Source organism: Algoriphagus sp. UBA3586, assembly GCF_002376385.1.
Classification (GTDB): domain Bacteria; phylum Bacteroidota; class Bacteroidia; order Cytophagales; family Cyclobacteriaceae; genus Algoriphagus; species Algoriphagus ornithinivorans.
Genome location: NZ_DFMT01000032.1, coordinates 57,126 through 78,100, shown reverse-complemented (window position 1 = coordinate 78,100; position 20,975 = coordinate 57,126). Strand labels below are relative to the sequence as shown.

Here is a 20,975-nt window from a genome sequence, read left to right as displayed (position 1 = left end):
TGGTATATAATTCATCTAAAAGCCGGACGGATAACCTAATCCAACTTTCTGGAAACCTCCGCCGCCTCAAAGCCTATTCGGTGGCTATTCACATATAATGAATCTCCTACCACCGCCTCAAAAGGCTCGGTGTATATCTTCCAAGTCTCGCCACTGGAATTTCTCCATCCGATCAGAGCTGAAGGTGTAGGGCAAGTAAGAGTAACCATTCCTTCGGAGAAACTTACCTCAGCCTCGGCAGTGACGGGAGGGTTTTCTCCTCCATTCCACCAGCTTCGTACCATTTCCATTTCATTCATTTCACCCTTGTCCCCGTACTTCACAACCCAATCCTCATGTGCTTTGCGTAGCTCAGCAAGCTTTTCTGCGTAGTCCGGATTACCTACCAGATTGGTAAATTCCCAAGGGTCAGATTGGGTGTCGTACAATTCTTCATCGGGTTTGCTTTGGGCAAACCAGCGGGCTTGATTTTCATTTAGTTCTCCTTGCTTATTCAGTTCCAAAAGGTGACCCATCAAGGGGTTTTGAAGTCGATATTGAATATTCTGATAATTGGGCTTCTCTGGCATGTAATTTCGGATGTATTTAAATCTCCCGTCTGAAACAGCTCTAACCCGATCGTATTCACTATCCATACGATCCCGAGCTGCATAGACATATTTCCGAGGTTCTGCTTTCTGAGGTCCCAAAAACGCCTGACCCTGCATCGTCTCGGGGATTGGAATTCCCGCAAGCGAAAGTACAGTAGGCCCAAAATCCACAAAACTGACCAGCTCCTCGGTTTTCGTCCCGCCTTTTATCCAAGGAGCTTTGACCAACAAAGGCACTTTCAAACCCCGATCGTACAATTCCCGCTTGAAATAGGGCATCCCATCACCATGGTCAGAGTAAAAGAAAATGATGGTATTCTCATAGAGCCCATCCTCCTTGAGCTGGGCAATAACTTCTCCCACCTGCTGATCCATCCGCATCACATTGGTAATAAATCGGGCAATAGTCCTTCTGGTCAGGGAATCATCGGGGTACACAGGGGGGACTGTTACTTTTTTTGGATCGACCAACAGGCTATCCTTTCCTTCCCGTGCCCAAACCTGAGACTCATGAGTAATGGTAAAGTTGAAAATGGAGAAAAACGGCTGATCGGGATCTTTGCGGTTTCTCCAATGAGCCTTATTGCCACTTTCATTCCACATGGTCACCGGGCTTTGAAACTGGTAATCTTCCTTGGAATTGTTGCTGGTGTAATAGCCATTGAGCCGGAGATATTCTGGATAGGTGCGCATACCTTCTGGCAATACAACGGAATAACTTTTAAACCCAGGAGGATAGGCATCTAAGGCGTTGGCAGACATTCCGGTGGTTCGCATATGCATGGCGCCAATGGAACTCTGATATGCTCCGGTGATCAAAGCTGCCCTGCTGGGAGCACAGACTCCTGCTGTGGAAAAGGCATTTTGGTATTGTAAGGATTCGGCTGCCAAAGCATTCAAGTGTGGCGTCTTTCCACCTGTGCCTCCATAAGATTCCAAATGCTCGGGAGACATATCCTCACAAACGATCCAGACAATATTGGGACGCTTGGGATTTGTTATTTGGCTGGGTTCTGAGGATTGTTTCTGACAGGAGAAAAGAACAGAACTGATCAGGGTGAGGAAGAAAAGCTTTTGCATGACAGAAGTATTTAACTTCATAAGATAAGCTTTTCCGATAAATTTTTAGCCTGCGTCAGAGTAGGTCAGAAAGTCAAAGATTGGCAGCTCAAGAAAAAGCAAAGTCCTTGGATGGTTAATAGGATTTTGCCCAGCTTTTGGAACAGAAGGGGGGCCAGCAATAGAATTACTTAATACGCTCTCCACCCGTCTACAATTCCTTGCTTAATATCCGGATAGTTCCAAATCAAAAGAAATAAAAGCCCGAGAACCAAAATAACTTTCCAGTTTTGGATGATTCCCTTTTCGATTCTTTTCAAAGAAGTAGTCATAAGTGTTAATTAACTAAGGGATTTTGAAATTTGCTTAAACTAAAATACAACGGACTAGAGCAACTGGCGAAGAAAAATACAGCAGCGAATATTTTAATGGATCAAATCCGTTTTTTGATTATTCTGACATTTTACCTAGATTCTTTGAATGACTTTATAGAACCCTCCAAGGGTTTACCTTTTTTGGTTTATGACGTATCAATTTTGTCAATATTGAAAAAATAAAAACCCTTGGAGGCTTGTATTAGTGATAGTCAAGCCTTTGCCAGCAAATGATCTTAGAGGGATAAGCAAACTTTTTTAATCGGAATTCCCTAAATTCCATTTCAAACCCAAAAGACCTAAACCATGTCAAAGATCAACCGTCGCGATTTTCTGGCCTCTACCGCCACCTTCGCCGCCTCTTTTAGTATTGTGCCGTCTAATGTGATTGCTGGACTAGGGAAAATCCCTCCCTCCGATCAATTGACGGTAGCCAATATTGGTTGCGGAACTCAAGGCTTACGGGAAATGGGATCACTTTTACAAAATCCTAAAGTTCGGGTGGTCGCCGTCTGCGATGTGAATAAATTTTCCACCGATTACATCGATTGGTCTCCTCACGGCATCCGAAACGATATCCGAGAAACCCTTGGTGACGATACTTGGTGGGAAGGAAAACCCGGAATCCCAGGAGGGCGGGACATAGGACAGGAATATGTGGAGAGGTTTTATGCCAAAAATAAGCCTTCTGGCAAATACAAGGGTTGCGCTAGCTATGAGGATTATCGGGAGCTTTTTGCTAAAGAAAAAAAAGGAATCGACGCTGTCAAAATCATGACTCCCGACCATACTCATGCGCCGATTGCTTTGGCAGCTATGGATCAGAGAATGCATGTGGTCACACACAAACCCATCGCCAACCGACTTTTGGAAGGTAGAAAAGTCATCCAAAAGGCGAAAGATACCGGATTAGTTACTCATCTTCTGGCATGGTCGGACAGACCTGAATACCGACAGATTAAAGCCTGGATGGATTCGGGATTGATCGGCGAATTGAAGGAAATCCACAACTGGTCCTATCGCCCTGTCTGGCAGCAGTGGACCAAGAGACCTTCAGAAGCTCAAGCTATTCCAGAGGGATTGAATTGGGAGCTTTGGCTTGGGCCTGTGCCGGATATCCCTTATCACAAAAACTATACGCATAACGTCTTCCGGGGCTGGTATGAATTCGGCGGAGGATCGGTGGCGGATATGGGGCATTACAGCTTATTTCCGCTTTTTGAAACCTTGGGCATTGATCGAAGTCCTGTTTCCGCTCGGGCTTTTGGCACTACTACCCGTGAGGAAATCAATCAGGTCTATCAGTGGGTAAAGAATGACGTCGCCTTTCCGGCTAGCTGCACTATTAAATGGAATTTTCCTGCCCAAGCCTCACTACCTGCATTTGACCTTTTTTGGTATGATGGGGGAATGAAGCCCTTTGCCTGTGAAGAATTGGAAGTCGATGGAAAAGACACTCCCGAGGAAGGTTTATTGATCCTGGGTTCTAAAGGAAAAATCCTGGGAGGGTTCCGAGGAGAAAATCCGGTGCTTTTACCGGAAAGTACCATGATGGCAGACCGAGATTCCGAACGGATTAATTCCCGGGAAGTAGACCGTAAAACCGACCAATGGGTAGATGCCATGCTGGAAAAGCGACAGACCCCGGGGAGCTTTACCCGAGCCCAGTGCATTACTGATACGATTAATTTGGGAGCTGTAGCGCTTCGAGCTGGCAAAAAGGTTGAATTCGACGCCAACTTGGTCAAGATCACCAATGATGAAGAGGCCAATCGCTTGCTGACAAGGGAATATCGAGCTGGATGGGAGTTTTAATTAAGCTGAAGGCTAAAGTGATAAATCTGAAAAGTAGGCAGAAGGCAGGTTCTGAGTTCTCGCCACAAACTACCATTCAGTCTGCCAGCATATTATCCAAATACTTCAAAGCAATCTTCTTCAAAAATCTTAACTTATCCTATTCCTTTTACTACTAACTCAAAAACCATTAACCCAATTCCCTATGACCAATAGAAGAACCTTCCTCAAAACTTCCAGTTTGGCCGCAACCGCCCTTGGCTTGGGCCTTCCTCAATTGACTTTAGCCAAAAATAAGTCCGACCTCTTGTTTAAAATCTCCCTGGCGGAATGGTCGGTCAACAGACTCCTTTTCTCTAAGCAACTGGATCATTTGGATTTTCCTTTGGAAGCTAAAAAGCATGGCATCCAGGCCGTGGAGTATGTGAACCAGTTTTTTATGGACAAAGCCCAGGATCAGACCTATTTGAAAGAAATGAATACCCGCTGCGAAAATGAAGGGATTACTCAGGTTCTGATTATGGTAGATAGGGAGGGGATGTTGGGAGCTCGATCCGATGCAGACCGGAAAGAAGCCGTGGAAAAACATAAAAAATGGATAGAGGCTGCAAAATTTTTGGGATGTCATACTGTACGAGTTAACGGCTACTCAGATATTGCCTGGTCGGAAAACCCTGCTGATGCGACCGAAGCATCCAAATTGGTAACCGACGGCATTCGGCAGCTTTGTGAATTTGCGGCTCCTTATGGGACCCATATCGTGATCGAAAACCACGGAGGATTTTCCTCCAATGGAAAATGGCTGGCAGAAACTATCCGGAATGTTCAACATCCATTGGCGGGAACCCTTCCAGATTTCGGGAACTTTAGAATTGGAGCAGTGGATGGAAATCAAGTTTCTTACGATTCCTATCGAGGTGTAGACGAACTCATGCCACTGGCTACCGGAGTGAGTCTCAAGCCGAAAGTTTGGGATGATGCCGGAAATGAGTCTGAATTGGACTATGAGCGGATGATGAAAATCGTTCTTTCCCATGACTATCACGGCTATGTAGGCATTGAACATGGAGAGCGGGATAGAGAGTGGGAAAGCATCGTGGAAATCCGGGAGATTTTGGAAAGATTACAACAAACACTTTGACATATCGTGACCACTGAGTTTCTCCAAGCAGTCCCTGTCCTTCCCTCCCAGAATATCGAAAGAGATGTGGAATGGTATAGCAATAACTTGGGATTCAGTAGGGAGTTTGGAGATGGGATGTATGCAGGAATTAGGCTAAATGAGATTTGGCTTCATCTTCAATGGCATGCTGATACTCCTGAGGACCCCTTGTTGGGGGGATCAGTCGTCCGGATTTTTGTAAAAAACATCCAAACCTATTTCGAAGCTTTAGTCACCAAAGGAGTGATCCCTCCAGATAAGCTTCGCTTGAATACTCCTTGGGGAACCCATGAATTTGGCCTGTATGACCTGAATCAAAATGCTATCTTTTTTGTAGAAGACCTTTAATACCCACTTATGAAAAAATTATTAACTCCGATTCTGATCCTACTATCGATTTCCTTCGGTTACGGACAGAGTAAAAATTTTAATTTTAAACAACTCGAAACCGAACTCGAAAAAGCCCGCATTGCGCTGAATACGCCAGGTTTTGCTGTAGCTATTGTTCAAAAGGATAAAATCGTCTATGCCAAAGGATTTGGCTACAAGGATGTAGAAAATCAGGTTCCGGTAACTGAAAACACCCTTTTTGCCATCGGTTCCTCTTCCAAGGCCTTTACATCGGCAGTTTTGGGTGTTTTGAGAAAGGATGAAAAAATCGACTTTGACGAGAGGCCCAGCAAATACATTCCAGAACTCCGGTTCGCAGAACCCTGGATGAATGAACAAATCATCGTCAAGGATTTGATGGCCCATCGGACCGGGTTGCCTAGGCATGACTTTTCCTGGTTTATGTTTCCTTCCGAGTCTAAATCCGAACTGATCAAGCGCATCGAATTCCAGGAGCCTTTCACCGGATTGCGGCAACAGTGGTATTACAATAACTGGATGTTTTTCCTCCAAGGAGAAATCGGTGCCCGACTCACGGGCAAAAGCTGGGAGCAGAATGTCAAGGAACTCTTTTTTGATAAACTGGGCATGACCCGAAGCAATTTCCGCATTCCGGAGATGGAAAAGGAGGCAGACAAATCCTTTGGCTACTCGGTGGACTTGGATGGAAAAACCAAGCGGATGGATTACTACAATATCGCAGCTATGGGTCCTGCAGGAGCGATCAACTCCAGCGTGTCCGAAATGTCCAACTGGCTCATCACCTGGATCAACGGTGGGAAATTCAAGGGCGAACAAATCATCCCCGAAGACTACGTCAAGGAAGCGATGAGTGCCCAGATGGTGGTGTCTGCTGGCACCCCTTCCAAAGAGCATCCCGATGTACAGTTTTCCAACTATGGCTATGGCTGGTTTTTGGCCTCTTACCGAGGTCACTACCGGGTGGAGCATGGGGGAAATATCGACGGATTTTCAGCTTCCGCCTCCTTCTTCCCTATAGACAGTCTGGGAATCATGATTCTGACCAATCAAAATGGCTCTCCCCTTCCCAATGTCGTCCGGAATATGATTGCCGATCGCATGCTGAATCTGGAGCCTGCAGATTGGTTGGGCGAGACTGTCAAGCGACTCGAGGAAGCCAAAGAAGCACAAGCCAAAGCCAAAGCGGCTGCCGACTCTACGGCCAAAGCCAGCCTGACCAAACCTTCCCACATACTGATGGACTATACCGGCACTTACGAACATCCCGGCTACGGCAAGATGGAGATTGACCTGAAAAATGATACGCTCTTTGTGCAGACGGGGCTGTTGGGTGGATTCTTGGAACACAAAGATTACGACACCTTCAATATGTATCTGATTTATCAGGGAGAACCCAATAAGGACAATGCCTTTCCTTTTCAGTTTGTCAGTAATATGACCGGAGATATTTCCGGATTAAAAGCTGCTTTTGAACCAACCCTCGATCCGATCGAATTCAAGCGGACACCAAAGGCAAATGAGCTTTCGGTGGATGACTTGAAAAAGTACGAAGGAGCCTACCTCCTGATGGGCGTGCAGGAGGTGAAGGTTTACATCAAGGAGGAAAAGCTCTATGCCTTTGTGCCCGGTCAGCCTGAGTACGAACTGGTCAATATCGGCGAGCATGAATTTAACCTGAAGGTCCTGGAAGGTTTTAAGGTGAAGTTTGAGGAAAAAGATGGGGAGATCATCGCGGTAAGTTTTATTCAGCCTAATGGGACCTTTCGGGGGGAAAGGAAGAAAGTTGAGTAAGTCATAAAGCTGAAATCAGAAAGCTGAAAAAACGCAAGAACCTTTGAGGTGTCATACCAGCTCTTCGAGATTTGCAATCTCGAAGCTCTATCCGGAGATTTTTAATCTCTAAATCCAAATTCTATTTAAAACAGAAACTAAAAGGTTTATTCGGATTGAAAATCCTATGATCGAAGTTCAGGATTACAAATCCTGAACAGCTGAAATCCTGAACAGCTGAGACCTCCAAGGTTTTGTTCTGAAACATTTATACGACCAGCTCTTCGAGATTTGCAATCTCGAAGCTCTATCTGGAGATTTTTAATCTCTAAATCCAAATTCTTTTTTAAAACACAAACTAATAGGTGTACCCGGATTAAAAATCCTATGATCGTGGTTCAGGATTACAAATCCTGAACAGCTGAGACCTCGAAGGTTTTATATATTGAAACAATTATACGATCAATCATCGTATATTAGGGCAAAATCTGATTACAATGAAAGTAACTGCCTTGATATCTGATGAGTTGATTGCCGAAGCCATGGAGCTTTCTAAGGCGAAAAACATCAGCGAAACGCTCCGAATAGCTTTGGAGGAATATATTGCTACTCAAAAAATTAGATCCGCTGCTCAGGAAATTGTGGCTGAACCCCTAGACTTTTATTGGACGGCAGAGGAACTTAGGAATAAAAACAATTCTTAATGGGCGTAATCTTTGACACTTCCATTTGGATTGAGTATTTCAAAGCCAATCCATCTTATTTCTCAAGCTGCCAGAGTCTTTTAGACCAACGATCAGTTTGGACCTTGAATATCATTTTTGGGGAATTGGTCCAGGGAGCAAGAGGGAAAAGAGAAATGGAAATACTGGACATTTTTTATCAAAACACACCAAAAATCAAAGATTCAAATCTTGGATACCACGCAGGCCTTTTTTCCCAAAAATACAAACTGTTGAATCAGGGAATAGGCCTTATTGACACTGTCATTATTTTAGCGTGTCTGGAAAACGGACTGCAACTTTGGTCTTTGGATAAAAAGATCAATCGTTTTTTGGAGGAATATTATTCAGCTCATGTCTTTGCTCATCCAGGAAGCTAACCTTTGAGGTCTTTTTGACCTCGAAGGTTTCAAACATTGACTTTAATTTTTGCAATTTAAAACTTCGGGATACCAACAAAATACAAATCAAATCCACCCAATCCACCGGGACGGTTGGAGGAGAAAATCATCAATTGATTTTCAAATTCCCAAGCGTCCGATACCACAGGTCGGTATTCATCGAATTCGGAATTGACTTTGGGGCCAAAGTTTTCCGGCTCGGTCCAGCCATCTCCGCTGCGAAACGAGTAATACAAATCGTAGCCTCCATATCCTCCCGGACGGTCTGAGGAAAATACCAGCATATCCCCATAGACAAATGGCATGTGGTCATTAGACGTGGTATTGATCCCGATTTTTTGGATTTCCTTTTCTTCGGCACTTTGAAGGAATTCCAGCACGGACCCGCTTGCCGGAAGATCCACCTCATAAATATCAAATACCCCATCCCGATCCGAGCTGAATAGCATTTTTTCAGGTCGGCCTTGGCTTTCTACTCCAGCACCTTTCAAATAATCGCCTCCATAAAAGGAGGGGTACATTTCACTCGATCCATTTTCCATTAGTCTCAAAGATGCCTCAGCACCATCGATCTCCTGTGAGTTAGCTTCTCGGGGTTCGGAAAGAATGGAATAAACGCCCTCGGAATTGTCCCGGCTAAAAAGCAAAATTTCTCCAGCTTCCGAATCAATGAAGGTGTAAGGACCTTTTTCATTGAAATTCGTTTCCGTTTTTCTCACCCAATCTCTCAACCAAGTATCAAAAAGAGTATTTCCTTGATCTACTCTTAAGAATCCCTCTGATTTATCCCAATAAAATCCAAGATTAGATTCCACCAAATTAAAGTGATTGGGTTGGGAATTAATTCGATTGGATGAAAAAAACAATTTTAAATCCAAATGTGATTGCAGGTATGTCTGAGTTAACATCATCAAATGGGGAATTGATTACTGACAAATTGGTCGCTTCCTCTGGAAAAATACCGATAGGGTATTTGTTTTGGTTACAGGAGAGACAGCAAACACCTAGAGCAAATAAAACTATTGACTTTTTCATCGTAGACCAGTTATCACTTTAAGACCATTATTATTATTTGTTCCTGATGATCCATAGGTCGGAAAAATTAGAAGTTAAAGACTAAAAGTTAAAAAAATATTCTCTTAAATCAACTAAAAAATCAAAAGTTTAATCATTTTTTAATACCTATTTTTCTTGGATAAAGCATATTTATAATTTGCTCTCAGCTCTTCGAGATTTGTAATCTCGAAGCTCGATCAGAAGATTTTTATTCACTAAATCCCAATTCTCTTTAAAACAGAGACTAAAAGATGTATCCGGATTGAAAATCCTAGGATCCTGGTTCAGGATTGCAAATCCTGAACAGCTGATTTTTGAAACCTCAGAGGATTGCTGCCTGATTACCTTGCCCGATTTTTAATCGATAATCCCTCACCAATCCCAGCCCCAAAATCCCCAAACAGCCCGAAACAAAAGCAGGGATCAGTCCGATCATTTCTGGGAAGTAAATGGAAAGGATCCACGATCCAAATGGAATCAGCCCGGCAAAAAAACCAAACCAATTGGTCTTATAATACCAGGCATAGGGAAAGAAATGTGCTCCGGTGATGATGGCATAACCCAAGGCAAAGTATTCAGGCTTATTTCCCAAAAGGATAAATAGAAAAGGGAAATAAAAGAGTTGAGCCAGGTTGAAAATCATCCCAACCTTATTCAGGGGATTTCCTTCCACATTCCAAGCCGTTTTCATGATTTTCCCGAAGCCCCATGCCAGTGGGAGCATTAGTCCAGAAATAGAAAAAGTGAGAATACTTTGATTGTACAAGCTCAACTCAAGATTCCAGATCACTGCAATTCCTGCCCAGATTAATGCCGCTCCAAAAATAAAATTGATTCCATTTTTACAGCGTATACTTAGTTCGGTTCTCCACTCGTCGAGCAAATCTAATTGGTGTGCGTTCATGGTTTTCGTAGTCGTTTTCATTTTTTGTGATTTTTAAGGCTTAGAGTGTGCCCCCTTCAGATTGTTACAGATTTCTAGATTTTTTCTATTGGAGAAAAAATTTTCGGATTTTGTAACAATACCCAAGAAGCATACTCTAATAATTAGCCATCGAAAAAAGCCTTGAGCAGCAGCAAAGAAGAAAAACTATTCAAAACCCGATTTGAGGAACACAAGGATGCGGTCTTCCGGCTCTGCTTGGGCTATTTCAGACAAGACAGTGCCTTGGCTGAGGACGCCTTACAAGAAACCTTCGTAAAAGCTTGGATTCACAGAAAGCAATTCCGAGAGGAAGCGAATTGGCAAACCTGGATTTATCGAATTGCCGTGAATACCTGCTTGCTTCATTTGAAAAAAGAAAAGAAAGAAGCCCAAAAAGCAATGGAATTAGCGATTCAACCTCAGTCGGAATACGATCCTGAAAAGGAGCAACAGATTCAACGCATGTATGCCTGCATTGATCAGCTCAGCCCTCAAAATCGACTACTTATATTGATGGTGTTGGAGGGCATCCCTTACGCCACCATTGAAGAAACCTTGGGCCTGAGTTCGGAAAATCTTCGCGTCAAAATTCATCGAATCAAAAAACAACTTTATCCCTGTATCAGCCATGGAAACACTTGATCCCCTTCAGTCGATTTATAATTCACAAGTTAAAAAGTCTCCCACACTACAGGCAGACCAAATACTGAGTTTGGCCAAGTCAGCTCTCAAAAAGCTGAAAAAAGACCAATATTGGACTATAGGAATCTTATCGACCACATTGCTTGTCTTAGCTTTCTTCTTTTATGAAATTGGTCAATTTGGAGATTGGAAATTGATCATGGGACTTTCGCTGATGCTTGGCTCCCTCGGGATTCGGGTATTCTTGGAGTTGTGGAGTCGCTTTCAGCTCCGTCAGCTCCAACCTCATCAGGCTACGGCTGTTTTTGTGGAAAAAGTCCGCCGATACTATGAAAACCGCAAAAGAATTCAATTTGTATGGACGCCCATCATTTATCTGACCTATGGAATTGGGCTTAGCTTCTTTTTGATTGCTATTCAACCCCATCTCTCTTTCGCTTTCTTTGTTTATTGCCTGATCACCGGGATCGGGTTTTGGCTCGGATTTATTTGGGTGATCCGAAAAAGCTATCAAAAAGAGCGGGAAACTTTGAATCAATTGGGAAGGTTGTGGTAGAAAGAAACATAGTTAATTGATCTAGAAATAATTGCCAAAGCATTTCTTATGTCTCAAAGCTAAGCATACTAAATTCCACAATCTTTCCTGGATTTTAAAATGCTTAAAAAGCTCCAAGAGAAAAATCACTTGGAGCATTTAGTAAAATTGAAATTTTATGGGTGGGTAAAATCTAACTTTTTTAATCCTTCTATTACTTCTGGAGCATTCATGAATAATTTCCATCCTAAACCGGTTCTGTGGTTTTCAATCATGGCTATCATGGGACCTTGGTCAATTGCTAAATAACGATTTGGGAAATATTCGTGATGTGGGCTCATAGCATCATAGAAACCATATTTTCCAAAAGTTTTATCTCCGTAGTTGTAATAGAGGTTTTTGATGACGGCTATGGATTCATTGGGAGTATAGGGAATAGAAGAAATAGCAGCCGTTGGAGAAATAACTCCTGTATCATTTCCTGGTTTGTGGGCATTGTAAAAATTTACAGAATAGGAAGCTGTCAATCCCCATAAGTCCTCTCCATAACCTTTAAAGTTTCCTGGGTTATCAAGACACCAAGCCCTATTTATGAGGGTGTGATTACGATTTTCCTTTTCGTAGTCTGCATAGCGGTCTTGTAACCCCATCGGGTTTAAGCCCAAATAAGAGTAATGCGCCCAAAATAGGGGCCCTCCGTATTCTTGGGATCCATTATGGCTGAGTTGCAACTCGTATCCATAAGCATTCGCTGTAGTTTTGATATCCCCTCCTCTTGCCCAGCCTTGATGATATACCTCAGGGTCAATGGTGTGAGTAGGAGAGGATGCGGCCAAGACATAAGTTATCAAGCATTCATTGTATCCTTCCAAAGCAAAGTTCATATCCCATTCAAAATTTGGAGACCAATGCCAGTAAAGTACATTTTTACCCCCTTGGGTAAACCAATCCCATTCCATTTCTTGCCAAAGAGTATGGATCCGGTCTGATAAAGCTTTTTCTTCTGAGTTTCCGTTTTTGTAATATTCTCTTACCGCCAATAGTCCTTGCATAAGAAATGCAGACTCTACCAAATCGGCTCCGTCATCTTTTTTGCTAAATGCTTTTGTTTTACCGGTTTGACCATCGATCCAATGGCCCCAAATTCCGTGGTATCGGTCTGCAGATTCCAAAAAGCCTACAATCTTTTCCATTCGAGTTAAACCTTCTTTTCGGGATACCCAGCCTCTCTCAATTCCAGCGATAATACCGAATAGTCCAAAGCCTGTTCCTCCTGTTGTCACGATATGAGCATCATTTTGGGGGTATTCGCCGTCGAGGTGGATTCTTTCAGGTGCCATGCCTGAATTGGATTCTGCTCCATGCCAAAAGTATCTAAATGTGTAATATTCCACCATGTCCAAGAGTTCTTCATCGGTCATTTTTCGCGTCTGGGCAGAACCAGAAGCAATAGTTGTGAAATCACCTTCATTGGAGGCCTTCACTTCATATTGAAGTTGAAGTTCACTGCCAAGATCTGACACAAAATCCAAAAATAAAGTATCTTTAGTCTCCCCTCTTTGAGTGAAATTGGCGCCATCTAAAGAGACCCAGATGGAGTAAGAATCTATTTCTTCCGATGGGGACCACCGAAGTTCCACATGCTGCTCATAAGCATCTATTTCTAAAGATGCTTGCGTTTCTTTTTCATTGCAAGAAACAAGAATTATAAAGAAAGCAAAGAATATTTTAAGTTGAATTTTTCTGTTCATTTTTAGCATTTGGTTTTAGATTAATTATTCGAGGAATAATCTAACTTCTGAATGATTTTTTCGGAATAACCACTCCATTCATGCAGAAGGAAAGAAAAAATCCGGACAAGAATCATTTTCCATTGTCCGGATTTGGATAGGTATCCCTCTTGTTAATATCCCGGGTTTTGCAGTAAAGTTCCACCACTGATATCAATTTCAGCCTGTGGGATTGGAAATACTTCGTGTTTGCCTGGAACCCATGTTATACCTAAATTTTGATAAATTTGTTGGGCTCTTCCTTGCCTCACTATATCAAAATATCGGTGTTGCTCCATAGCCAACTCCACTCTTCTTTCTCTCCATATTGCCTGCCGTAATTCAGTCTGATTGGTAGTTGTGACGTCTGGCAGAATACTTGAGTTTCCTTGTCTAGCCCGGGCTCTTACCTGATTTAGATAATTCAAGGCCTGAGATTGATTTCCGATTTCATTGGCAGCTTCAGCAGCAATCAACAAGAGGTCGGAATATCTAAATAAACGAATATTTGCTCCTGAATTTCCAAATCCAATAGGAGGACGCTCTGGTAACCATGCTTTTCTGCTAAATCTTGCATTAGGGCCCATATTGGGGTCAGCCCGAACAACTTCCCCACTGGGGAGTGTATCACCGTTACTAATGACCGTGGCTCTCAATCTGGGATCTCCCTGCTCAAAAGCAGCAACTAAATTGGCAGATGGGCTGTTGAATCCCCAACCGTTATTTGGGTTTCCCCGTATTCCCTGCACCTCGTTGAATTGAGATCCTCCTCCTCCTTGTTCTAGTGCAACTGTGGTAACTTCAAAAATGGATTCTGAACTGTGCTCACCTTCTTTTCGGAAGATTGCTTCATAGTCGGGATAAAGGGCATATTCACCACTGGAAATTACCTCTTGCGCAACTTGAAATGCCGCCTGAAAATCATTTTGGAATAAATGGACTTTTGCAAGAAATGCTTTGGCAGCTCCTGATGTCGCTCTGCCCAAGTCTGAGGCACTGTATTCAGATTTTTCAGGTAGATTGTCTGCAGCAAACTGAAGATCTTCTTCTATAAATTCATATATTCTTTCCTTTGGTACTCTTGCTTGACGGTACTCAGCAGGATTCAGGGGACGATCTATCAAAGGAAGATCACCATAGGCTCGGACTAAAAAGAAATAAAAATAGGCTCTAAGAAATCTAGCTTCAGCTAAGTATTGGGTTTTAAGCTGTTCATTCATAGCAATTCTCGGGATATTTGCTAATACCTGGTTGGCTCGAAAAACACCTTGATAATACCCCCTCCAAGTCCCATTCACTGCTGTATTATTGGCATCAAAGGTAAAATCGTTAATATCCTGAAGGAATCCAGCATCTCCTGGGACAGATCCTTTATCGGCATCGTCGGAGGCTATATCCGTCAATCCAATGTAAGAAAATACATGAACATTGAAATTTCTTAAATGTGAATAAATGGCATTGACTGCTTGTTCCGCATGGTTGGCATCCTGAAAGAAATTATCGGAAGTAAGTTCCCCTTTTGGGGCTCTATCTAGAAAATCATCTGAACAAGCGCCTAAGCCTAGACTCAGACCGGCGATTAATGTCCAAGAAAGTATTTTTTTGTTTATGCTATTTTTCATTTTGGGTCATGATTTAGAAGTTGGCAGTAATTCCTACGTTTACTGTTCTGGCTATCGGATAAATCCCATTGTCAAAACCAGTACCCAGGACATTTCCTCCACCTATTTCAGGGGTGTATCCAGAGTAGTTTGTGATGGTGAATAAGTTAGTTCCGGATATATATAGCCTCAAATTTTGAAGTTTGGCTTTTTCCAACATTCCTTGGGAGAAGGTATATCCAATTTGAAGATTTCTAAGTCGCATAAAAGAACCATCTTCGATAAATCGATCTGACACTTCATAATTATGGCCTCCGTTTGTTACTCGAGGTTCTGAGTCACTCGTGCCCTCACCAGTCCAACGATCTAAGAAAGAAGTTTCAAAATTGTAAGTATTGAATCGAACCTGTTTTTTGGAGTTATAAATCTCATTTCCTAAAGTCCCATTGAAATCTGCTCTAAAGTCAAATCCCTTATAATCAAATCCGAGATTGAATCCAAATATCAAATCTGGGATTGGGCTACCTAAAATGACCCGGTCATTATTGTTAACAACTCCGTCTCCATTGGTATCTTGAAAAATCAGATCTCCAGGTCTTTCTGGGCCTCTTCTAGGGGTGTTGTTGATTTGCTCCTGATTTTGAAAAACACCAATAGTCTTGTACCCATAATAGTGACCAATTGATTCACCTACCACCGTACGGCTACCGAGTAGTCCGCTGATTCCTACAGCACCTGCGAAAATGGCTTCGTTACCCTCTCCAATATCCAATACTTTGTTGTTTACTGTGGAGGCAACAATTCCGAAATTATATCCGAATTCTCCTTTGCGATCCCTCCAATTTAAAGTTATATCCAGTCCTTTATTTTCTACAGATGCTGCATTTATTACTGGATTGTTGCTTGCGCCCACATAAGCGGGAATCGGAACTCCAACTAAAATGTCATTGGTTCTTCGGTAGTAGTAATCGATTTCACCTGTTAATCTATCGTCTAAAAACCCAAATTCTAATCCTAAATTAGAGGTAACTGTCTCCTCCCATTGAATGAATGGATTGGCCAATCTTAATAAGGTTGCTCCGAAAATCAAGCTTTCATCAGCTCCAAAAACAGCATTTTGATTGCCTGTCACTACTGGTCTTCCCTCATAAAAAGCAATTTTGTCATTTCCAATAATACCCCAGCTACCTCTGATCTTTAGATTGGAAAGGAGGTTCTGATTTTGCAAAAAGCCTTCTTGAATAAGTCTGTATCCTAAAGCCAAAGAAGGAAAATTTCCATAGCGGTTTTCTCTTCCAAAACGTGAAGATCCATCTCTTCTAAAAGTACCCGTAACTAAGAACTTATCTTTATAAGTGTAGTTTGCCCGGAAAAGATAAGAGAGCATTGCCCAATCCCCTGCGGTATTGGAATTGGTCTGAGTGGTCAAGTCTCCAGCACTCAAATACCAAAGTGAAGGATCATCGCCAGGGATATTTCTTCTACTTCCCGAAAGAGTTTCAGTGTAAAAACTTTGAGTAGTTATACCACCCAATAAATTTAAACGATGATCATCCCACTCTTTATTAAAGTTGATAGTATTTTCCCAAAGGATGTTTCTGTTTCTTGAATTAAAAGCAGAAACTGAATTTTCAAAATTTTGCTGAGTTGGAGATACAAAGAATACGGGAGTAAAACTTTTTCCATCTTGGAATTCTAAGTCTAGCCCTAGATTACTTCTAAAGGAGAAATTTTTGAGAAATTTTACATCCATAAAGAAGTTGCCCACTCCCCGATAACTATGGTTTCTATTATTGGAATTATATTCAAATTGAGCCACAGGGTTTCCTACCGGTGCTGTATTTGTATATGTTCCATCCGGATTTCTTGGTGAAAAAATTGGATACGCTCTGTAGGCATTTCCAATAACACCTGGTTCATTTTGCTGATTGAAATAGATGAAGGAGAAATTATGACCAAAAGTGACTGCATCGTTAAACTTATATTGATTATTCAACCTTACGGTTAATCTTTCAAACTCAGATTCCTTGATGATTCCCTTTTGATCGAAATAATTGATACTTAAGTTATAACTCGTATTGGCATTTCCTCCAGAAGCTCCTACAGTGACATTGTTAATAGGTGCGTTACGGAAGATTTGATCTTGCCAGTCTGTACCTATTCCATAATCATTTACATTGTACAGTGGTTGGTTTCCGACGTTTTGCTCTAATTCATTGGCTAATTCGGCAAATTGTCTCGCATTGACTAAGTCAATTTTTCTTTCCACTTGCTGTACACCTGTATAGGCATCTACACTTATTTTGGTCTTAGCATTAAAGCTACCTTGTTTGGTCGTCACAATTATAACGCCGTTAGCTCCTCTGGAACCATAGATTGCCGTTGCTGATGCGTCTTTTAAAACTTCCATTGATTCAACATCATTGGGATTTAAGAAATCTATATCATCTAATAGCATTCCATCCACCACGAAAAGTGGATTAGCGTTATTAAGTGTTCCTACACCTCGAATCCTCACTGTAGTTCCCGCACCTGGAGCTCCTGAATTAGAAGTTATCTGAACTCCCGATACTCGACCCTGAAGAGATTGTGTTACATCTGAAACTGGAAGTCTTGAAATTTCCTCTGATTTTATTGAAGAGATGGAACCTGTCAAATCACTTTTTCGCTGCAGGCCGTAACCCACAACGACAAACTCGCTAAGATCAGATGTGTCATCGCCTAAAGTAACATTGATTTGATTTCTCCCATTTACAGGTATTTCCTGGGTAGTAAATCCTACAAATGAAAAGATAAGAACAGAGTTTGGCGCGACATTCAAATTATATCTTCCATCCAAATCTGTTACTGTGCCTGTGGTAGAACCTTTGATCACCACATTGACTCCTGGAAGTGGTTCGCCTGTCGAATCCACTACTGTGCCCCTGATTTCATTTTGTTGAGCATAAAGGACATGACTGCTTTTTAAAAAGAGAAGGAGGCAGACCCAGAGGATCAGTTTTCCATTACTCCCTTTTTGTAGTAATTTTTTCATAAAGGTTATGGGTTTAGTTTTTAAAAATCCGGAATGTCCGGCTCTTCAATATGAAACTATATACACCCAATTACTGAGAGGTAATATTTGAAGAAAAAAATTAGGTTTGACCCTCGAAATCGATTGAATAATTTAAAGAAATTCCCTCTTGGATTTCAAGAAAAAATGCTCAAATGATCAAAATACAAGTATTTTTTACTTTTCTTTCCCGCTTCAATATCAAGCTTGTTTTGCTTAGTCAGAAATTGCATTTTCCTTCATTTTTGAGCTCTGATCAAGCAAAAGATCTTCCCAATCTGGATGACTATTTTGGGACTCTGAAAGGACTGATTTTATTTTGATTTTGAAGCTGGAGATAGCATTTACTCTCAAATCCAAAAATTCCGAAATCTGCTCCAATGTATAGTTGTTTTGTCCTGAAAGAACTAGGTAGGAGAGGAAAAATGCTTTTTCAAGAGGAATTCTTATTCCATGAAAAACAGTCCCTGCTGTACTGGATTCTAAATGACCACACTTTCCGCATCGTTTAGTGAAAATTTTTGGGGCTCGGGCTTCTTTTTGATAGCCACATGATTTACAGGTAAACCCCTTGCCCCATTTTATTTCTGCGAGATATCTATGGCAAGCATTAGGGTCCGGAAAAATAAGTTTAAACTCCTGATAATCCATCTTTCTATTTGTAACCCTAGCTTTGAGACCTTCTTTAACCTGTGATTTGAGCTTCCAGATATCTTTGTCTAAGAGTGAATTAATCCGTTTGATTTCTTGATCTTTTTCTATTAACTGCTGATTGGATTGCTCTAGTAAAAAGGTTTTTGATTCTAGCTCTCGAGTCCGGTCCAACACTTTTTGCTCTAATTCAGCATTGACCTTATCTTTCAATTTCGCGTTCATTTCAGCCTGACGGAGGCTTCTCAAAAGAGCTTGATCTTTGGACTCTTTCAAAATCTTGATTCTGTCTCCCAATGCCAAGGTGAGTAATAGCATTTCTATCAAAAAAGCAATATGTAAACTATAATATATCAAGGTAGTATGTGGTACCCAGGCTGTTTGGATAAGAATTTTTAAAAAGACTCCAAGAAATAAAATAGAGTAGGCAATAACAAATAGCCTAGCAACCTTATATCCTTTTTTCCAAACTTGAATACTTGCTACCAAGATCAAAGCAAAGGGGAGAATGTCATAATATTGAATTTCCAATAACTCCCTGAATTGTAAAACTCCCAATAAAAACAGTATAGTTTTTAAAATTAAAGTTGCCATTAGGGTAAAATACATTGGCTTATAGCGATGTCTTAGATTTAAAAATTTGATAGAAAACAAAATAGCAAAAACAATGATGCCAAATCCAAAAATACCAACGGCTATGTTATTGATCGAAGGCATTTTAGGCCATAAATACTGAAACCCTATACCGTCTACCGACATAGCAAAACCTACTACACAAAGAAGATAAAAAACATAATAAAGATATTTGACTTCCCTTATCGCGGCGTACATGAGTAGGTTGTAAAGGGTAATGATTAGAATCATCCCGTAAAAAATACCATACAAAAAGTACTCGTTTAGAGAATAGTAAACAAAACGATTTACTGATCTGAAAGCTACCCTAATATCAGCTTTTTGAGAGGAAGTAATTTTGAAATAATAGTTGTCTATTCCCTCAATTTGATTAGATACTGGAACTTCAAAATTTTTATGGGAAAATACCCTCTTTTCAAATGGCAGACGGTCCCCCAATTCAATTGTTTTATATGTATTTTTTTCTGGTAAAAAGGCAGTAATTCGATCAATGGTCTGATCATAAAATTCTAAAATCCAATAATATTCACTTTGAGGATTCTTTAATACAGATACCTTTACCCAATAAGTACTGGACGGATTGAATAAACCTTTAGAGAAAGCGGGATTAATTTTAAACTTATCCTGAAACCCAGGTTGACTAACAGTTTCAAAATTTAATTGATTAGACGTGTCTTCGAAAAATTCTAATCGGTCAATGGCATAGATTCTTTCCTGTAGCTGATCATCTATTGCAAATGTATAGCCTCCCGATATTTTTTGCGCATTAGCAAATGAGCTTATCAAGAGGACTAAAAATAATATATAAGAAAAAGAAAATCTCATCAGGTTGGTACTTTTGAAAAATCGGCCTTTATTGAAAACGAAATAATATGGCAGGAGTTTCTGGATAACTTAGACTTTGAAATAAGGTTAAAATTTGGTTTAAAGCTCAAGTATCCTGTTATAGCAAATTGAAAAATTTATGGTCCAACAACTCGGACAAATCTCCCTCTTAGTCAAAGACTACGACGAAGCGATCACCTACTATACTCATGTTTTGGGCTTCGAACTTTTGGAGGATACCCAACTTTCCGAAACCAAGCGCTGGGTTCGTGTGTCACCTCCGGGTTCGAGCTGTCATCTGCTTTTGGCTAAAGCAGCGAATGAGGCCCATGAAAAGCAAATCGGAATGCAGGCAGGAGGAAGAGTGATGTTTTTCTTGTATACAGATGACTTTTATCGGGATTATGAAAACTACATTTCCAAAGGTGTGGAATTTATCCGGGAGCCTGCCAAGGAGGAATTCGGAATCGTTTCGGTTTTCAAAGACCTTTATGGAAATTTATGGGATTTGATACAGCCGGTGTAGTAGGCAGTTTGCAGTAAACAGTGTCCAGTAGGCGGTTGGCAGAAGTACAAATGATAGAAAGTTATCCTGCTTTTCCGAAGGCAGGATTTATAATTCCAATGAAATAGTCCAGCTTCTAACGAAGCCAGATAACAATAACTTATAACTAATTCCTAATAACTATAACCCTTTGGAACATCAACCTAACAATCCTCTTCACGGGCTTCGACTCGATACCATCTTGGAACAATTGGTGGCACATTATGGATGGGAAGAACTCGGAGAGCGGATTACCATACGTTGCTTTACGCATAATCCATCCATCAAGTCCAGTTTATCCTTTCTGAGAAAAACTCCCTGGGCCAGAGAAAGAGTGGAGGGCTTGTATCTGAAAATGTTGAGGGATACGAAAAAGAACCTTTGAGGTCTTTTCTCAGACCTCGAAGGTTTAATCTCCGATCTATCTTTTTTACGAAAACAATATTTTTGATTTTAATAAACAACTTCAATCTGGAAAATCAGAAAACCGAAATGGAT

Annotated in this window: 19 protein-coding genes; 11 read left to right on the top strand and 8 right to left on the bottom strand. The window is 41.2% G+C overall.

Annotated features, from left to right (window positions below; genetic code table 11):
• Nucleotides 1-35: 35 nt before the first annotated feature.
• Nucleotides 36-1,691, bottom strand: a complete 1,656-nt coding sequence (locus B2906_RS12030; RefSeq protein WP_286939819.1) for a sulfatase family protein — start codon at nt 1,689-1,691, stop codon at nt 36-38.
• Between the two features lie 149 nt (nt 1,692-1,840).
• Nucleotides 1,841-1,981 carry a hypothetical protein gene (locus B2906_RS12025; protein WP_219957679.1) on the bottom strand — a complete coding sequence of 47 codons (141 nt, stop codon included), beginning with the start codon at nt 1,979-1,981 and terminating at the stop codon, nt 1,841-1,843.
• Nucleotides 1,982-2,329: 348 nt separating this feature from the next.
• Here B2906_RS12025 and B2906_RS12020 point away from each other — a divergent pair, with 348 nt between their 5' ends.
• The 6 genes from B2906_RS12020 (at nt 2,330) to B2906_RS11995 (ending at nt 8,223) form a co-directional block, all read left to right on the top strand.
• Entirely contained in the window at nt 2,330-3,838 is a 1,509-nt protein-coding gene (locus tag B2906_RS12020) for a Gfo/Idh/MocA family oxidoreductase (RefSeq protein WP_219957680.1), read from the top strand.
• Nucleotides 3,839-4,022: 184 nt separating this feature from the next.
• Complete coding sequence (locus B2906_RS12015) at nt 4,023-4,958, top strand: TIM barrel protein (RefSeq protein ID WP_144602162.1); 936 nt, start codon at nt 4,023-4,025, stop codon at nt 4,956-4,958.
• Between the two features lie 6 nt (nt 4,959-4,964).
• Nucleotides 4,965-5,327 carry a glyoxalase/bleomycin resistance/extradiol dioxygenase family protein gene (locus tag B2906_RS12010; RefSeq protein WP_144602161.1) on the top strand — a complete coding sequence of 121 codons (363 nt, stop codon included), beginning with the start codon at nt 4,965-4,967 and terminating at the stop codon, nt 5,325-5,327.
• Between the two features lie 9 nt (nt 5,328-5,336).
• Nucleotides 5,337-7,142, top strand: coding sequence for a serine hydrolase (locus tag B2906_RS12005; protein WP_286939817.1), 1,806 nt, complete (start codon nt 5,337-5,339; stop codon nt 7,140-7,142).
• 476 nt (nt 7,143-7,618) lie between these two features.
• Nucleotides 7,619-7,825: a type II toxin-antitoxin system VapB family antitoxin gene (locus B2906_RS12000; protein ID WP_144602159.1), complete on the top strand. Its 207-nt coding sequence runs from the start codon at nt 7,619-7,621 to the stop codon at nt 7,823-7,825.
• Nucleotides 7,825-8,223 carry a PIN domain-containing protein gene (locus tag B2906_RS11995; protein WP_219957682.1) on the top strand — a complete coding sequence of 133 codons (399 nt, stop codon included), beginning with the start codon at nt 7,825-7,827 and terminating at the stop codon, nt 8,221-8,223. The genes B2906_RS12000 and B2906_RS11995 overlap by 1 nt, the downstream gene beginning before the upstream one ends.
• Before the next feature lie 56 nt (nt 8,224-8,279).
• Here the strand turns inward: B2906_RS11995 and B2906_RS11990 are convergent, their stop codons facing one another.
• Nucleotides 8,280-9,059: a hypothetical protein gene (locus B2906_RS11990; protein WP_219957683.1), complete on the bottom strand. Its 780-nt coding sequence runs from the start codon at nt 9,057-9,059 to the stop codon at nt 8,280-8,282.
• A gap of 38 nt (nt 9,060-9,097) precedes the next feature.
• On the opposite strand from B2906_RS11990, the gene B2906_RS11985 reads away from it, so the two are divergent.
• Nucleotides 9,098-9,301: a hypothetical protein gene (locus B2906_RS11985; RefSeq protein WP_219957684.1), complete on the top strand. Its 204-nt coding sequence runs from the start codon at nt 9,098-9,100 to the stop codon at nt 9,299-9,301.
• 321 nt (nt 9,302-9,622) lie between these two features.
• Here the strand turns inward: B2906_RS11985 and B2906_RS11980 are convergent, their stop codons facing one another.
• On the bottom strand, nt 9,623-10,225 hold the full coding sequence (locus B2906_RS11980; protein WP_219957685.1) for a DUF7010 family protein: 603 nt from the start codon (nt 10,223-10,225) through the stop codon (nt 9,623-9,625).
• A 141-nt stretch (nt 10,226-10,366) separates the two neighbouring features.
• Between B2906_RS11980 and B2906_RS11975 the strand changes: the two genes are divergently transcribed.
• On the top strand, nt 10,367-10,867 hold the full coding sequence (locus B2906_RS11975; RefSeq protein ID WP_219957686.1) for an RNA polymerase sigma factor: 501 nt from the start codon (nt 10,367-10,369) through the stop codon (nt 10,865-10,867).
• Nucleotides 10,854-11,423, top strand: a complete 570-nt coding sequence (locus tag B2906_RS11970; protein ID WP_286939815.1) for a hypothetical protein — start codon at nt 10,854-10,856, stop codon at nt 11,421-11,423. Before B2906_RS11975 ends, B2906_RS11970 begins: the two co-directional genes overlap by 14 nt.
• 155 nt (nt 11,424-11,578) lie before the next feature.
• On the opposite strand, the gene B2906_RS11965 is transcribed toward B2906_RS11970, so the two are convergent.
• The 4 genes from B2906_RS11965 to B2906_RS11950 all read right to left on the bottom strand — a co-directional run bounded on the left by B2906_RS11965 (nt 11,579) and on the right by B2906_RS11950 (nt 19,933).
• Nucleotides 11,579-13,153, bottom strand: a complete 1,575-nt coding sequence (locus B2906_RS11965; RefSeq protein WP_286939813.1) for a glucoamylase family protein — start codon at nt 13,151-13,153, stop codon at nt 11,579-11,581.
• 152 nt (nt 13,154-13,305) lie between these two features.
• A complete protein-coding gene (locus B2906_RS11960; protein WP_286939811.1) occupies nt 13,306-14,793 on the bottom strand; it encodes a RagB/SusD family nutrient uptake outer membrane protein in 1,488 nt (495 codons plus the stop codon).
• Between the two features lie 13 nt (nt 14,794-14,806).
• On the bottom strand, nt 14,807-17,806 hold the full coding sequence (locus B2906_RS11955) for a SusC/RagA family TonB-linked outer membrane protein (protein ID WP_286939810.1): 3,000 nt from the start codon (nt 17,804-17,806) through the stop codon (nt 14,807-14,809).
• A 234-nt stretch (nt 17,807-18,040) separates the two neighbouring features.
• Nucleotides 18,041-19,933, bottom strand: coding sequence for a 7TM diverse intracellular signaling domain-containing protein (locus B2906_RS11950; protein WP_286939808.1), 1,893 nt, complete (start codon nt 19,931-19,933; stop codon nt 18,041-18,043).
• A 139-nt stretch (nt 19,934-20,072) separates the two neighbouring features.
• Between B2906_RS11950 and B2906_RS11945 the strand changes: the two genes are divergently transcribed.
• On the top strand, nt 20,073-20,459 hold the full coding sequence (locus B2906_RS11945) for a VOC family protein (protein WP_286939806.1): 387 nt from the start codon (nt 20,073-20,075) through the stop codon (nt 20,457-20,459).
• Nucleotides 20,460-20,628: 169 nt separating this feature from the next.
• The gene (locus B2906_RS11940; RefSeq protein WP_286939805.1) at nt 20,629-20,862 is read left to right on the top strand and encodes a VF530 family protein; all 234 of its coding nucleotides are present in this window, start codon (nt 20,629-20,631) and stop codon (nt 20,860-20,862) included.
• Nucleotides 20,863-20,975: the final 113 nt, after the last annotated feature.

Bases quoted from the DNA above. Each gene is read 5' to 3' on its own strand.
- B2906_RS12030 (WP_286939819.1), bottom strand. From the start codon at position 1,691: ATGAAGTTAAATACTTCTGTCATGCAAAAGCTTTTCTTCCTCACCCTG.
- B2906_RS12025 (WP_219957679.1), bottom strand. From the start codon at position 1,981: ATGACTACTTCTTTGAAAAGAATCGAAAAGGGAATCATCCAAAACTGG.
- B2906_RS12020 (WP_219957680.1), top strand. From the start codon at position 2,330: ATGTCAAAGATCAACCGTCGCGATTTTCTGGCCTCTACCGCCACCTTC.
- B2906_RS12015 (WP_144602162.1), top strand. From the start codon at position 4,023: ATGACCAATAGAAGAACCTTCCTCAAAACTTCCAGTTTGGCCGCAACC.
- B2906_RS12005 (WP_286939817.1), top strand. From the start codon at position 5,337: ATGAAAAAATTATTAACTCCGATTCTGATCCTACTATCGATTTCCTTC.
- B2906_RS12000 (WP_144602159.1), top strand. From the start codon at position 7,619: ATGAAAGTAACTGCCTTGATATCTGATGAGTTGATTGCCGAAGCCATG.
- B2906_RS11995 (WP_219957682.1), top strand. From the start codon at position 7,825: ATGGGCGTAATCTTTGACACTTCCATTTGGATTGAGTATTTCAAAGCC.
- B2906_RS11985 (WP_219957684.1), top strand. From the start codon at position 9,098: ATGAAAAAAACAATTTTAAATCCAAATGTGATTGCAGGTATGTCTGAG.
- B2906_RS11980 (WP_219957685.1), bottom strand. From the start codon at position 10,225: ATGAAAACGACTACGAAAACCATGAACGCACACCAATTAGATTTGCTC.
- B2906_RS11970 (WP_286939815.1), top strand. From the start codon at position 10,854: ATGGAAACACTTGATCCCCTTCAGTCGATTTATAATTCACAAGTTAAA.
- B2906_RS11965 (WP_286939813.1), bottom strand. From the start codon at position 13,153: ATGAACAGAAAAATTCAACTTAAAATATTCTTTGCTTTCTTTATAATT.
- B2906_RS11960 (WP_286939811.1), bottom strand. From the start codon at position 14,793: ATGAAAAATAGCATAAACAAAAAAATACTTTCTTGGACATTAATCGCC.
- B2906_RS11955 (WP_286939810.1), bottom strand. From the start codon at position 17,806: ATGAAAAAATTACTACAAAAAGGGAGTAATGGAAAACTGATCCTCTGG.
- B2906_RS11950 (WP_286939808.1), bottom strand. From the start codon at position 19,933: ATGAGATTTTCTTTTTCTTATATATTATTTTTAGTCCTCTTGATAAGC.
- B2906_RS11945 (WP_286939806.1), top strand. From the start codon at position 20,073: ATGGTCCAACAACTCGGACAAATCTCCCTCTTAGTCAAAGACTACGAC.